We start from the raw sequence: 13,934 nt of genomic DNA, 5'->3' as shown, positions 1-13,934 counted from the left end.
GGGCGTGCGCGATGAAGGACGAAGATGATGGATAAGGTTCCGATGACCGCGGGTGGATACGCCGCTCTGACGGACGAGTTGAAGCATCGCCAATCGGTGGATCGTCCGCGCATCATCGAACACATCGCGGAAGCGCGCTCGCACGGCGATCTCTCGGAGAATGCCGAGTATCACGCCGCCAAGGAAGAGCAGTCGCACAACGAGGGCCGCATTGCCGAGCTCGAGGACAAGCTCGCGCGCGCCGACATCATCGACATTTCGAAACTGTCAGGCGACACCATCAAGTTCGGCGCAACCGTAACGCTGATCGATGAGGACACCGAGAAGAAGGCGGTGTGGCAGATCGTGGGCGAGGTCGAGGCTGACGCCAAGAAGGGCCGCATCTCCATCACCTCGCCGCTTGCGCGCGCGCTGATCGGCAAGAAGAAGGGGACTACCGTCGAAGTGATGGCGCCGGGCGGCGCCAAGGCCTACGAGATCACCAAGGTCGAGTGGCGGTAGTTACCTTGATGTGACTGGTGCAAAAAGGCCGCGTCTTGCACGCGGCTTTTTTAATGCCCGCGATTTACCCCCCGTCTGACAGCAATGTGAGTGGAGAGCCGCTGCGCGCCATTCTAGTGAGGCCGCGCTAGTGAGGCCGTGACATGGTTATGCAGTATAATCATGTGGAGGACGGAGCTCGGGCCGATGATTGCGTCGCAACACGCATCGCTGCGCGTCACCGTGTCACTGCCGCGCTCTCTCGCAATTGCCGTCGCGCGAGGAATGATTCCAGACGCAAGGTGTTGACATCACACTCTGGTGGCGGACACCGTGTGTTTCTGCTTCGTGCAACGTTCGAGCGTGTCGAACAGGGGGTAAATGACAATGGACCAGATGTTCTCCAAGTTTCAGCCGGTGGCGCTGAGCCTGTTCCGGTTCATCACCGGGCTGCTGCTGTTTCAGTTTGGCGTCGCCAAGCTTTTCAAATTTCCACCCGGGACAATGTTTGAGAAAGTCGAGTTGTTCTCATTGATCGGAGCAGCCGGCACTCTCGAATTGGTCCTGGGCGCGCTGCTGATGATCGGCCTGTTCTCACGGATCGTAGCCTTCATCTTGGCAGGTGAAATGGCTTTCGCCTACTTCATCGGCCATTTCCCCAAAGGCTTTTATCCGCTGCTCAACAACGGCAGTCTGGCGATCGCGTTCTGCTTTGCCTGCCTGTATCTTTCGACCGCGGGCCCCGGCCCGATCAGCGTCGACGGCGCGATCGGCAGGAGGTAACAACATTGCTGGGACCCGTCCCGCTCAGTTGGGACGGGTTCTTCGCGGCTACGCCGCAACGACAGCGGCAATCCGTCGAACAATGCGAAAGTAGTCAGGAGAGCCTGAGGTCGCTGTCTCAAGCGTGATGGGACCAACCGAGAAGAAGCCCACACGGTTCGCATGGGACGCCTGCTCCAATGCGTCCAGCCTGTACGCGATAGCGGCTTTGCCCAGTTGCGGGAGGACTAGAGCGCGATGAGATTAGGTTGAATCGTCATCACGCTCTAGCTTGTTGTCAAAGCATGATCTTTTCGGAAAACCGCTTCGCACTTTTCCGGATCATGCTCTAAGGTTCAGACGCGAGCTGCACCGTTTGGCGCCCGCCGTTCATGTCTCTCAACTGGTTTATGTAGTCCTCAGGCTTCTGCAAATGAAATGGGGTCTTCAAACCCATGAAGCTCGCTATGCGACCGATAAAAGCCGTGCAATTGGTCGTTTCGGCGTTCCAGAGAGGCGAGGTCGCCTGAAGATGCTTGATGTACGCAAAGACTTTCTTCGCGTCGGCCTCGTTCAAATACACGCGGTAGCTGGCCGTCAAATACTGTACGTCTAGGTCGCCGTAGCTTGCTCCCGTCTCGGAGGGCACCCACGTCAGATGCCCCAGCACATAAGGCAGGACGTCGCCCGCCGGGTGCAGCCCCGCAACGTCGACCATCTTCTCGCTTGTCTTGCCGAACCAAACAAACGCGTGCCCGTAAGAAGCCGCCGTGCGGGCACGAAAGTCCACGTAATACGGCCCCTTGGCTACAGACCTTCGCGCCGGTTTGACGTCTGCTCCAGAAACGGAAGCACTCGGTCCGGCAACGGCCGTCGCCACAACCGACCTTGACAACGGTTTACGCGGCTTATCCTGCTGCAGCGGGGCTTGATCAGTCTGCGCAGCCAATTGCTGCGCATGACTGATGCCGGCTTCCAAAGTCGCGGAAGCCATAACGATACCAATTCCCGCAAGCAGCCGCAGGCCGCCCCGTTTCCGATTCGATTTTGGCACCTTCAGACCCTCACTAGGGGCAAGACATCACCCCCGAACAGCGCCTTCAGCAAGAAAGCTGAAGGAGCGCGTTGTCCGGACGATCCTCGAGCTAGCCCTTCGTTACGATCGGAGCTTTTCCAACCGGGGTCTTGCCGACCGGATATTTGCCAACCGGATACTTGCCAATTGGCATCTTGCCAATCGGAGCCTGCTCGGCGACCGGCTGCGGACGAGGAAGGTCGGCTGCACTGGCGACAGCCATGAAACCGAAGGTAGCAACTCCAGCAACCAGAAATTTCAACATCGTGATCTCCGAGATGGATAGCTTCAGTATGAGCACCATACCCTCTGACGGCTACGGCGCAATTAACGCTGTGTCGAAGGTTGTGCCCGCGCGGTCGTTTCTTTGCCGGATGTGGCAAAAGCGACACGGATGGTTCCTTTGCCGGGTATTCCAATGCAGGGGGCGGGCGAGACCCACCCCGTATCCGTGCAGCCAGCTCAGAACAGCCTCGGCATGATGCGTCCGGTCCGTGCCATATACGCGCGATACTCGTCGCCGAACGTTTCCAGCATCATCTGTTCTTCCCTGGCGACCCGGCCGAAAAACAGTGTCCCAAATCCGATCAGGCCAGCGAAACCGGCGACCCAATTCGGCAAGAGCAATGCCTGGGCGACAGCCCAGAGCCAGAATGCGGAATACATGGGGTGGCGAATTTTTCGATAGATCCCGTCGGTGATCAGGTGATGATTTTCCCGCACGTCGAGACTTAACGACCAGTTCCGACCAAGAGCGCGATGGGTCAGCCGGAACATAACCAGCGCTGCAATCGCCAGGACAACGCCCAGCCAGGCTTGAGCCGGCCGGAAGACGTACGACGCGAAATCAGGCGCGCCCGTTGCGATGTAGACGAACGGCACAATGCCGAGACCGGTGAGCGATATCAGCAGCAGGGTGTTTTCGCGAGCACCCCGGGCGCTCCGCAAGACATTTTCACGGCGAGCACGACGCGCGTATCTGTAGCGGATGAGATACCAACCGACCGCGATCATCACGAACACGAATTTGGCAATGCCAGGCGTCATCGCGGGCCAAGGGCTCGTTTCACTGGCGCGTCATCTCTGCCGACCATCGAAAGGGCGCCGTTCCTAGCGAGCGTCTGAGATTTGACCGAAACGGATCCACCGACCAACATGAAACAATCATACAAGGCTTGCAGGTCGTTTCCACTGATAAGTTGGCGGTGCCACCGCTCGAATCCAAGGCGGAGGCGTCGCTGGGCTCTATCTCGCCTGCGGCGAAGCCGCGATGGCTCCCCGGCCTATCATCGCCAACACTCGCGGGAGTAATCGCGACGCTATGAAAGCATGACCGCCTGCCGTGAGGTGGATGAGGTCAAAAGCGTAATACTGCGGAGGAATCACTTCGTCATACACGATCACTTTGATGGCGCGATCACGCAACCGCCGCTCCATCGCGGCGATGTTGGTCGCCCGCTGCTCCTTCGTTACCAGGAAACGCCTGTCATTGCCTCCAGGCTGCAAGATTACGATGTCGGTTCCCCTTGGCACGTCGCTATCAATGCGCTTGAGCATGCCGGCCGTGGTATCGAAGGGAACGCCCGCATTGACGACGTTCGCATTGACGCCCTTCTCTCTCAGCAGGGCTTCCAACTTGGCTGGGTAAGCGCCCTGCTTCCCAACGTACCAGCCTTGCGTGTTGCTAGCGCCGACCGCCACGACACGAATCGGCTTTGTGAAGCCGGCGCACACGGTCGCCACCACACACAGAGCTATGGCGATTGAGAATTTCCTGAACGTCGTCACCAGCTGCCTCACCGGCCGAAGCGCCAAGGAAAGATATACACCGACACCGGACTCCAGCAGAGACGCAACTTCCGGCCTCACTTGGTGCGTCAAACCCCGCCTTCGAACTGTCTGTTGGGTATCTTGCTAGGAATTGGAGGAAGCTCCGGCACCCGGCAACACCGGGTTCGAAGGGCTCCGGTGTTGTCGTGGGCGCATGCCAGCGGATCCGATCGCCCTGATCCTTCGTATGACCATGCTGTGCAACGCCGCGCTCTTGTCGATGTTGAAGTGGCTGACGTCGGTATCACGGACATAAAAGTTGGTAAGCTCGCCGTGGAAGCCGGGCCCGCGACTTATTCGAGCCCCTTCACTTTTGTACAGATTTAGAACCCGGGCTACATTCGCCGTCGCCGCGTGAGGCGATGTTCCGTCGAACGGCACGACCAAAGAGACCGGCACTCCCATTTGGCCCAGGTACTCTGCCATCGACATCACGGCATCCGCGCCAAGAGAGTGCCCCACCAGGATGATGGGCCCACGCTGGCCCGCTCTATATTTTACGATGATATCGTCGGCAACGCTTCTCCACTGGGTGTGATTGGCGACAACTGCGGCGATGCCAACCGCTCGCAGCTGGGCGGCAAGGCCATCCATGCCCAAAGAAAAGACGTTCAACAATCCGCGGAACAAATAGACGTGCGCCGCGGACGAATACAGTCGCGCGGGCGAACCGGTCGACCTCATTGCAACGGTCATTACGGGGCTCGCCTGAGCCGCGCTATTCGAATGCAAGCTGCTTGCAAAAAGAACCGTCAAGACGGCGCATACCAGCGCCGCACTGTAACGTAATCTTTCCATTTCTGGATTCCTCGTCAACCCCAAGTCCAGCCGGATTGGATCAGACCTGGGAACCGGATTAGATCAGACTTGGGAGTCGGACAATCAAGAACGATTGCTGAAGACGTGTTGAAGCGCGCCAATTGGTCGGCTGTCACGGATTTGCCACACCGAAAGAAGCGATCGAGCTGCGACCGTTCATGACCTTCCGGCTGTCAATTGGCTCTCGTCGCGGACCGTCAGCCGTCTTTTTTTGTTCAAAGCCAATCTTCATGGGTGCACCCGGCAGATCGAGTGGTAAATTCGTAAGCTGAGATCCCGCGTGATCCATGTCAAGTTCAGCCGGGATTCGGGATCAGCGCCGTAGGATTTCACTGTCAAAGGAGCGATCCGTTTCGATTTCCTGTAACGAGTGGCAACCAATATTCCCTGCAGACTAGAGTTGCTGGATGATTCAACGACGGCACGTCTTCCACGTTGGTGGTTACGATCCAATCACTCCAGAAAAGCAGGTTGAACGCTTGCGCCGCTCGCTATCGAGCCTCGATAAGATTTGGGGCGCCTCTTCACGGCTGTCGGAAATCTCGAACCCATCCACGATCAATGCTTCATGCACCCTGGAAGCATGGGGACCAAACTGGAAGACCTACATCACCTTCGAGATGCTGCGCTGGGACGATCTCATCCGGCACGATTCCGGCGTCAGGCTGGTGCCTCGGCTGGTTCAGTCGGCGGTCGCGCTCTTCGACTTCATCTTGACCGGAACAGTCTTCAGATATGCGATCGCAAGCTGGAAATATGCTCTCTTTTTCCTCTTTCCATATTGCTGTTTGCTGTTGATCGCATTTTGCAGCGTCGAGCTATCATATCTGGTCGTCAGGCTGCTGCCCGTTACATCCTGGGTCGGGCAATTGCCGCTTGGCATTGTTCTGGCACTTGCCATCTTCATCGGCTCGGTGCTCTGGATTGGACCCAAGCGTCGGATAAATCACATTCTCGATGACGCTATTTTTTCCCACCAGTTTCTTTACGGGCGAAGGAGTGAAATCGATAAACGACTCGACGATTTTGCGGCGCTGATAGCAAAAACTGTTCGGGCCGGAGAAGTCGATGAAATTCTGATTGTCGGCCATTCCCTCGGCGCTGCGCTCTCAGTAGCAGCGGTCGCGCGCGCGCTGAAGCTGGATCCTCTGCTTGCAACGCACGGACCGAAGCTATGCATCCTGACGGTAGGCGCCACCATCCCTAAATTCTCATTGCATCCGATGGGCAACCAAATGCGGGAAGCGGCACAACTGGTAGCCGGAACGACGGCCATCGACTGGGTCGAATACCAGGCACGAGACGACGCAATCAGTTTCTATCGCTTCGACCCCGTCACGCTGAAACGTATCGGTCGAGACCATTCAGACGGGCGCCCAAAGATTCGGCGCGTCCAGATCCATTCAATGATAGATTCGGCCCGCTTCAGACGTCACCGATTCGACTTTATGCAGATGCACTATCAATTCTTGATGGGAAACGACCGGCGCTCGGTCTACGACTATTGCATGATTACTTGCGGCCCGCTCGCGTTCAACGTCGCGACTTCACCGTCCGGGGCTGTTGGATTATTCGAGGCAAACGGTTCGGTGATGACAGCCCGAGGTTGCTGAGAAGACCCTTCACTCCAGCTCAAACCATGGTGCGTTGGCACCGGACGTCCGACGCGTAGTTGCGCACCGTAGTTCGATGCCGGCGCATCGCCCTGAAATGACGCGCCGCCGCGCTATCCGGCAGCCTTGAGATCCAGCGGCACCGCGGCCTCATATTTCGAATTGTGCAGCACCAGCGACGTCCTGACGTTGCGCACGTGCGGCGCGGCCGTCAGGTGAGTGACGAAATCCTGGAACGTGGCCATGTCGGGGGCGACGCATTTGAGGATGAAATCGACTTCGCCCGACAGCATCCAGCATTCGCGCACCAGCGGCTCGGCGCGCACGAAATTCTCGAACGCGCGGAGATCGGCGTCGGCCTGGCTCGACAGATGCACCGAGGCGAACACCGTGACGTCGTAGCCGAGGCGGCGCGGATCGAGCAGGCCGCGGTATCCCTGGATGTAGCCTTCCTCTTCCAGCGCCCGGACCCTGCGCAGGCAGGGCGGCGGCGAGATACCGACGCGTTTGGCGAGTTCCACATTGGTGATTCGGCCATCGGCCTGGATCTCGGCGAGGATTTTGAGGTCGATCTCGTCAAGGTTCTTCGACACGCGACTACAGTTCCCTACGGGTTTGGAAGGCTTGGCAGGTGCGCCGGCAACTCTCATAGCGCAGCCAGCCGGCATTGCGCAATTTTATTGCGCGTGCGGCGCACGATTTCGCGAATGTGACTTCAGTTCCGGGGAAAAATCGCTGCCATGGATTGCAAATCTTGCATAGCTTCCCAGATATCCTAGACTTGGATTTGACACTTTTGGCACCGCTGTGACCCGCTTCCGGGGTGCTTCCCACACAAGTCCCCGTCAAAGTCCCCAGAAGAGAGGGATCAGCTAATGCCAGCGCCTGTCCACGCCAAGGTCGTCATCATCGGGTCCGGCCCCGCCGGCTACGCCGCAGCGATCTACGCGGCCCGCGCGATGCTCGAACCGGTGCTGATCCAGGGCATCCAGCCGGGCGGCCAGCTCACCATCACCACCGACGTCGAAAACTATCCGGGCTTCGCCGACGTGATCCAGGGCCCTTGGCTGATGGAGCAGATGGAGAAGCAGGCGGCCCATGTCGGCACCAAGATCGTCACCGATCTCGTCAACAAGCTGGAACTCGGCCAGCGCCCGTTTCGCCTGACCTGCGATTCCGGCGACGTCTATCTCGCAGAGACCGTGATCCTCGCCACCGGCGCCCAGGCGCGCTGGCTCGGGCTGCCGTCGGAAGAGAAGTTCCAGGGCGGCGGCGTGTCGGCCTGCGCGACCTGCGACGGCTTCTTCTACCGCGGCAAGGACGTCGTGGTGGTCGGCGGCGGCAACACCGCGGTCGAGGAAGCGCTGTATCTGACCAATCACGCCTCCCAGGTCACCATCGTGCATCGCCGCGATCATTTCCGCGCCGAACGCATCCTGCAGGAACGGTTGTTCAAGCATCCCAAGATCAAGGTGGTGTGGGATTCCGCGATCGACGAAATCTGCGGATCGGAGAACCCGAACAAGGTCACCCATGTGCGGCTGAAGAACGTCAAGACCGGCGCGCTGACGAACCTCAAGACCGACGGCGTCTTCATCGCGATCGGCCATGCGCCGGCGACGGAGCTCGTCAAAGGCCAGATCAAGCTGAAACCTTCGGGCTATGTCGAGGTGGCGCCGAATTCCACAGCGACCTCGGTGCCCGGCCTGTTCGCCGCGGGCGACGTGGCGGATGAAACCTTCCGGCAGGCTGTCACCGCCGCCGGCCTCGGCTGCATGGCGGCGCTCGAGGCGGAACGCTTCATAGCTCTTCGCGCGAGCGATCGCGCAGCGGCGGAATAATCATGGCACGATCTCGCGACGGATTTACGGATATGGATTGGGACAAGCTGAAGGTCTTTCACGCTGCGGCGGAAGCGGGCAGCTTCACGCATGCCGGCGAGCAGCTCGGCCTGTCGCAATCGGCGGTCTCCCGCCAGGTCAGCGCACTGGAGCAGGAGCTCTCGGTGTCGCTGTTTCACCGCCATGCGCGCGGCCTGATCCTCACCGAGCAGGGCGACCTCCTGTTCCGCACCGCGCATGACGTGTTCATGCAGTTGCAGGCGGCCCGCGCAAAGCTCACCGACAGCCGCGAGCGGCCGAGCGGCGATCTCAAGATCACGACGCCGCCGGCGCTCGGCATCAACTGGCTGATCCCGCGGCTCGACGAGTTCGTGGCGCTCTATCCGGACATCCGGATTTCGCTGATCGTCACCGACGAGGATCTCGACCTGTCGATGCGCGAGGCCGACGTGGCGATCCGCACCCGCAAGCCGACCCAGCCGGACCTGATCCAGCGCAAGCTGTTCTCGATCGGCTTCCATGCCTATTGCTCGCCGGAATACATCAAGCGCTTCGGCACGCCGCGGACGCTGGATGATCTCGACTCGCACCGCATCATCATGCTCGGCGACTCGCAGGTGCCGCCGCATCTGCAGAACCGCAGCTGGCTGATCGATGCCGGCCGCAATGGCTCCGGTCCGCGCGAACCCTACTTCAAGGTCAACAACATCCTGGGGTTGGTGCGCGCCTGCCAGCAGGGCCTCGGCATCGCCGCGTTGCCGGACTATCTGGTCGAACAGAACAACCTCGTGCAGCTGTTCGGCGAGTCGGACTCGATCGCGCTCGACACCTACTTCGTTTATCCGGAAGAGCTGAAGACGGTGGCCCGGGTGCAGGTGTTCCGCGACTTCGTGGTCAGCAAGGCACAGCGTTGGCCGTCCTGATTAAGCGGCCCTTATAGACCTGGGTTATAGGCTTTCCGCGCTGCCCCAAGAGGCCCCTGAATCTCCGCATGACTGACATGCGACCTGGATAGTTGCTGCAGAGCGTCGATGGGGATCATAGTGCCTACACGCTGAGCGTTCGCGTCGCGCATATGTCCCCCTCCTCCAGTGGCGCGGAAGTTCAGTAATCCCTCTTGGAAGGTGATTGTGTCGGCCTCACGTGGCCAATACCTTAAGCCGGGCTCACTCGAGCCCGGCTTTTTTTCATTCCGCATGTCTTTTCACCTCTATGTCATGCTCAAACGGGCCGCACGCGCCGGTCAGCATGTGCATTGACAACAACCTCGCAGCGCAGCATCACTATCCCATGATCACGACTTCGTGCGCCATTCTGTCGTCGAAAAAAGCTCCCCTCCCGGGGACACGAGATCGCGCGCGATAAGATCACCTTCGCATTCAAACCGATCCCGAAACCCCGCCGCCTGGACGGGGTTTTTTGTTGGTCCCGTCTTCGGCTTTGCCTTCCCAAGGAGATGGAACATGACTGACCTACACCAGCAATTGCAGGGCCTTTGGCTCCCCCTGATCACGCCATTCCGCGACGGCGAACTCGACGTCACGTCGCTGCGCCGGCTCGTGCGGCACTACGCCAACGGCCCCGTCGACGGGTTCATTCTCGGTGCAACCTCCGGCGAGGGCATGGCGCTGAGCACGGATGAGCTGGAGGGGCTGGTGAGTGTCGTGCTGGCCGAGCTCAGTGCCAACTCCCGCCATCTACCGGTCGTTCTCGGGCTCTCCGGCGCCTCCACCGCCAGGATGAAGGAAGCGCTGGATGACACGGCCGATTGGCCGATCAACGGCTATCTGATCGCAAGCCCGTACTATACCCGGCCCTCGCAACGCGGGCTCGTGCAGCACTTCGATTCGCTCGCCGATCACGCGTCTTGGCCGATCGTGCTCTACAACATTCCCTATCGCACGGCGGTGAATCTGACCAACGAGACGCTGCTCGCGCTCGCGGACCATTCGAACATCGCAGGGATGAAGGATTGCTGCGCCGACCGCGCGCAGTCGATCGACTTCCTCAACCGGCGGCCGGCCGGCTTCCGCGTGCTGACCGGCGAGGATGCGCAGACCTTCGATGCGCTCTCCGACGGCGCCGACGGCGCGATCCTGCTGTCCGCACATCTGGAAACAGACACGTTCGCCTCCATCCGCACGTTGTTGAGGCAGGGCAAGCGCGACGCGGCGCTGGCCGCCTGGCAGAGCGTCGTCGGCCTGACCCGGCTGCTGTTTGCCGAACCCAGCCCCGCGCCGGCCAAGCACTGGTTGTGGCGGCAAGGGTTGATCGACAGCACCGAGGTGCGGCTGCCGATGGTGAAGGTGAGCGAGGATCTTGCGACCTGGCTCGATGCCGAGATGGAGCGACGCGCGCAGCTTGTATTGCAGAGCGCGTAGGTACCCGTTCTCCCTCGCCCCGCTCTTGCGGGGAGAGGTTGGGGTGAGGGGCTGCTTCCGCGCAAACCGTGAGAAACAGACTCGTGGAGAGCCCCCTCACCCGGCGCTACGCGCCGACCTCTCCCCGCAAGCGGGGCGAGGTAATAAGAAGAGCTCAGTCCAGCTTCACCCTGGCGAGCCGCAGCGCGTTGCCGATCACGCTGACCGATGACAGCGCCATCGCCGCGGCGCCGACCATCGGCGACAACAGGATGCCGAACAGCGGGTACAGCACGCCGGCCGCGATCGGCACGCCGGCGGCGTTGTAGACGAAGGCGAACGCCAGGTTCTGGCGGATGTTGCGCATGGTCGCGACCGACAGCCGCCGCGCGCGGACGAGGCCCGTCAGGTCGCCGGTGAGCAGCGTGATGCCGGCGCTCTCGATCGCGACGTCGGTGCCGCCGCCCATTGCAATGCCGACATCGGCAGCGGCAAGCGCCGGCGCGTCATTGACGCCGTCGCCTGCCATCGCGACGGTGCGGCCCTCGGCGCGCAGCCGCTGCACGACCTCGCTCTTGCGCTCCGGCAGGACGCCGGCCTCGACCTCGTCGATGCCGAGTGTCTGCGCCACCGCGCGCGCGGTGGTCTCGTTGTCGCCGGTCAGCATCACGATGCGCAGGCCCGCGGCCCGCAGCGCCTGTAGCGCGTTGGCCGCCGACGCCTTGACCGGATCGGCAATCGCGATAACGCCGGCCACGCGGCCATCGACCGCGACATAGATCGCCGTCGCGCCGTCCCGGCGTGCGGCCTCGGCCGCCTGGTCCAGTGCTGCCGTGGCGATCTTCAACTCACCCATCAGCACCGCGTTGCCGAGCGCAACCTGCCTGCCCTCGACAGTGCCGGTCGCGCCCTTGCCGGAGGGAGAGGCAAAGTTGCTGACGGCGGCAGACGCGAGCTTGCGCTCCCTCGCAGAAGCGATGATCGCCTGCGCCAGCGGATGCTCGCTGCCCTGCTCGACGCTGGCGGCAAGGCGGAGCAAGTCATTCTCGTCGGCCCCTTCGGCAGCAATGATGCGCACGACCTTCGGCTTGCCCTCGGTGAGCGTACCGGTCTTGTCGAGCACCAGCGTGTCGATCGCTTCCATCCGCTCCAGCGCCTGCGCGTCGCGGATCAGGATGCCCGAATGCGCGCCACGGCCGACACCGACCATGATCGACATCGGCGTTGCCAGTCCGAGCGCGCAGGGACAGGCGATGATCAGCACCGTGACGGCGGCGACCAGCGCAAAGGTCAGGCGTGGCTCCGGACCGAACACCGTCCAGGCGATGAAGGCGAGCACGGAAGCGGCGATCACCGCCGGCACGAACCAGCCGGCGACGCGATCGGCAAGCCGCTGGATCGGTGCACGCGAGCGCTGTGCCTTCGCCACCATGTCGACGATCCGCGACAGCATGGTGTCGCGGCCGACCTTCTCGGCACGCATCACGAGACCGCCGCTCCGGTTGACGGTGCCGCCGATCACGCTCTCGCCCTCAGCCTTCGCGACCGGCATCGATTCACCCGTCACCATGGATTCGTCGATGACCGCGCTGCCCTCGATGACGACGCCGTCGGCCGGCACCTTCTCGCCGGGGCGCACGCGCAGGCGGTCGCCGACCTTGATCGCGTCGATGTCGATGTCCTCGTCACCGTGATCGGTGATGCGGCGCGCGGTCTTGGGGGCGAGGCCGAGCAGCGCGCGGATCGCGCCCGAGGTCTGCGCGCGGGCGCGCAGTTCCAGCACCTGGCCGAGCAGCACCAGCACCGTGATCACGGCCGCCGCCTCGAAATACACCGCGACCGCGCCATGCATGTCGCGGAACGCCGGCGGAAACAGTTGCGGCGCCAGCGTGGCGACCATGCTGTAGGCATAGGCAACGCCGGTGCCGATTGCGATCAGCGTGAACATGTTGAGATTGCGCGTGACCAGCGACTGCCAGCCACGCGCGAAGAACGGCGCGCCGGCCCATAGCACCACCGGCGTCGCCAGCACGAAGGAGATCCAGTTCGACCAGGGCTGCGGCACCAGATGCATCAGCCCGAGATGGCTGCCCATCTCGAGCACGAACACCGGCAAAGTGAGCGCAAGCGCGATCCAGAACCGCCGCGTCATATCGATCAATTCGGGATCCGGCCCGTCGTCGAGCGAGACCTGCTCGGGCTCCAGCGCCATGCCGCAGATCGGGCAGCTGCCGGGACCGACCTGGCGCACCTCGGGGTGCATCGGGCAGGTGTAGATCGTACCCGCAGGCGCCGGCGGCTCGGGCTCGCGCGGCTTGAGGTACTTCTCCGGCTCGGCCTCAAAACGCTCGCGGCAGCGGCTACTGCAGAACAGGTACTCCTCGCCCCCGTAACTGAAGCGGTGCTTGGCGGTCGCCGGGTTGACCTTCATGCCGCAGACCGGATCGATCGCGAACGCCGTCTCGACCGGCGTGCCATCGTGTTCATGCTTGCCGCTGCAGCAGGAATGCGCGGCCGCGCCATGATGGTGATGATCCGCGTGTGAATGGTCGTGCTTTGGGTGTGCCACGAAAACTCTTCCCGGCCGGTATCCCGGCCTCTTGCCTTATATACCCTATGGGGGTATATGACGCTTATGCGCGAAGAGATCAAGACATCCTGTTTAAAACGGCTCAAACGAATCGAGGGCCAGGTCCGCGGCCTCGCCGGCATGGTCGAGGAGGATCGTTACTGCATCGACCTGGTGACGCAGATCGCAGCCGCACGCGCGGCGCTACGCCGCGTCGAGGAAGAGGTCCTGCGCGATCATGTGGCTCATTGCGTGGAGCACGCGATCTCGTCCGGCGACAAGGCCGACCAGCGGCGCAAGATCGCCGAGCTGATGGACGTAATCGGCCGCGCGGACCGGTAAGCGAGGACGGTCTTGTTTCTGCCGCTCGTCGTGGAGTCGAAAGCGCTACCGCATATTCAGTGTCGTCCCTGCGAAAGCAGCGACCCATAACCACAACCTGCTATTGTGGCGCGATGCTGGGGCCACAGCTCGCTTGAACGACACAACCCTGTGGCTGATGGGGTGGACGGCCCCCTACGGCATCAGTTGTGCCAGAATGAGGTTGTTGCAAATCTCAGACAAGGGAGCCGTCCGTGAGAGAGA

14 protein-coding genes are annotated in these 13,934 nt (G+C 61.5%); 7 read left to right on the top strand and 7 right to left on the bottom strand.

What is annotated here, in order from left to right; all coding sequences use genetic code 11:
• The first annotated feature begins 27 nt into the window (after nucleotides 1-27).
• Nucleotides 28-501 carry a transcription elongation factor GreA gene (gene greA / locus ABIB78_RS28425; protein WP_018269816.1) on the top strand — a complete coding sequence of 158 codons (474 nt, stop codon included), beginning with the start codon at nucleotides 28-30 and terminating at the stop codon, nucleotides 499-501.
• 366 nt (nucleotides 502-867) lie between these two features.
• A complete protein-coding gene (locus ABIB78_RS28420) occupies nucleotides 868-1,263 on the top strand; it encodes a DoxX family protein (protein ID WP_429030388.1) in 396 nt (131 codons plus the stop codon).
• Between the two features lie 328 nt (nucleotides 1,264-1,591).
• On the opposite strand, the gene ABIB78_RS28415 is transcribed toward ABIB78_RS28420, so the two are convergent.
• From ABIB78_RS28415 to ABIB78_RS28395, 5 genes are all read right to left on the bottom strand, one after another.
• Nucleotides 1,592-2,296: a hypothetical protein gene (locus ABIB78_RS28415; RefSeq protein WP_429030385.1), complete on the bottom strand. Its 705-nt coding sequence runs from the start codon at nucleotides 2,294-2,296 to the stop codon at nucleotides 1,592-1,594.
• Nucleotides 2,297-2,387: 91 nt separating this feature from the next.
• Complete coding sequence (locus tag ABIB78_RS28410; protein ID WP_092126756.1) at nucleotides 2,388-2,582, bottom strand: hypothetical protein; 195 nt, start codon at nucleotides 2,580-2,582, stop codon at nucleotides 2,388-2,390.
• 197 nt (nucleotides 2,583-2,779) lie between these two features.
• On the bottom strand, nucleotides 2,780-3,364 hold the full coding sequence (locus ABIB78_RS28405; protein ID WP_429030382.1) for a protein-S-isoprenylcysteine O-methyltransferase: 585 nt from the start codon (nucleotides 3,362-3,364) through the stop codon (nucleotides 2,780-2,782).
• Nucleotides 3,365-3,562: 198 nt separating this feature from the next.
• A complete protein-coding gene (locus tag ABIB78_RS28400; protein ID WP_429030380.1) occupies nucleotides 3,563-4,105 on the bottom strand; it encodes an SGNH/GDSL hydrolase family protein in 543 nt (180 codons plus the stop codon).
• A gap of 126 nt (nucleotides 4,106-4,231) precedes the next feature.
• A complete protein-coding gene (locus ABIB78_RS28395) occupies nucleotides 4,232-4,843 on the bottom strand; it encodes a hypothetical protein (RefSeq protein WP_429030377.1) in 612 nt (203 codons plus the stop codon).
• Between the two features lie 530 nt (nucleotides 4,844-5,373).
• Here ABIB78_RS28395 and ABIB78_RS28390 point away from each other — a divergent pair.
• Nucleotides 5,374-6,579 (top strand): hypothetical protein, encoded by a 1,206-nt coding sequence (locus ABIB78_RS28390; RefSeq protein WP_429030374.1) that lies wholly within the window; start codon nucleotides 5,374-5,376, stop codon nucleotides 6,577-6,579.
• A 113-nt stretch (nucleotides 6,580-6,692) separates the two neighbouring features.
• Here ABIB78_RS28390 and ABIB78_RS28385 read toward each other — a convergent pair whose 3' ends face one another.
• Nucleotides 6,693-7,172 (bottom strand): Lrp/AsnC family transcriptional regulator, encoded by a 480-nt coding sequence (locus ABIB78_RS28385; RefSeq protein WP_092124130.1) that lies wholly within the window; start codon nucleotides 7,170-7,172, stop codon nucleotides 6,693-6,695.
• A gap of 282 nt (nucleotides 7,173-7,454) precedes the next feature.
• On the opposite strand from ABIB78_RS28385, the gene trxB reads away from it, so the two are divergent.
• The 3 genes from trxB (at nucleotide 7,455) to ABIB78_RS28370 (ending at nucleotide 10,801) form a co-directional block, all read left to right on the top strand.
• Nucleotides 7,455-8,420 (top strand): thioredoxin-disulfide reductase, encoded by a 966-nt coding sequence (gene trxB, locus ABIB78_RS28380; RefSeq protein WP_429030372.1) that lies wholly within the window; start codon nucleotides 7,455-7,457, stop codon nucleotides 8,418-8,420.
• Nucleotides 8,421-8,422: 2 nt separating this feature from the next.
• Nucleotides 8,423-9,343: a LysR family transcriptional regulator gene (locus ABIB78_RS28375; protein WP_029081982.1), complete on the top strand. Its 921-nt coding sequence runs from the start codon at nucleotides 8,423-8,425 to the stop codon at nucleotides 9,341-9,343.
• A gap of 540 nt (nucleotides 9,344-9,883) precedes the next feature.
• A complete protein-coding gene (locus ABIB78_RS28370) occupies nucleotides 9,884-10,801 on the top strand; it encodes a 4-hydroxy-tetrahydrodipicolinate synthase family protein (RefSeq protein ID WP_429030369.1) in 918 nt (305 codons plus the stop codon).
• A gap of 154 nt (nucleotides 10,802-10,955) precedes the next feature.
• Here the strand turns inward: ABIB78_RS28370 and ABIB78_RS28365 are convergent, their stop codons facing one another.
• A complete protein-coding gene (locus ABIB78_RS28365; protein WP_429030366.1) occupies nucleotides 10,956-13,349 on the bottom strand; it encodes a heavy metal translocating P-type ATPase in 2,394 nt (797 codons plus the stop codon).
• A gap of 66 nt (nucleotides 13,350-13,415) precedes the next feature.
• Here ABIB78_RS28365 and ABIB78_RS28360 point away from each other — a divergent pair, with 66 nt between their 5' ends.
• Entirely contained in the window at nucleotides 13,416-13,691 is a 276-nt protein-coding gene (locus tag ABIB78_RS28360) for a metal-sensitive transcriptional regulator (RefSeq protein WP_429030638.1), read from the top strand.
• The last annotated feature ends 243 nt before the right edge of the window (nucleotides 13,692-13,934 follow it).

The sequence above is a fragment of the Bradyrhizobium sp. I1.14.4 genome (genome assembly GCF_050435825.1).
Classification (GTDB): Bacteria; Pseudomonadota; Alphaproteobacteria; order Rhizobiales; family Xanthobacteraceae; genus Bradyrhizobium.
The sequence above is the reverse complement of the archived record's forward strand: the minus strand, read 5'-3'. Positions and strand labels throughout refer to the sequence as shown.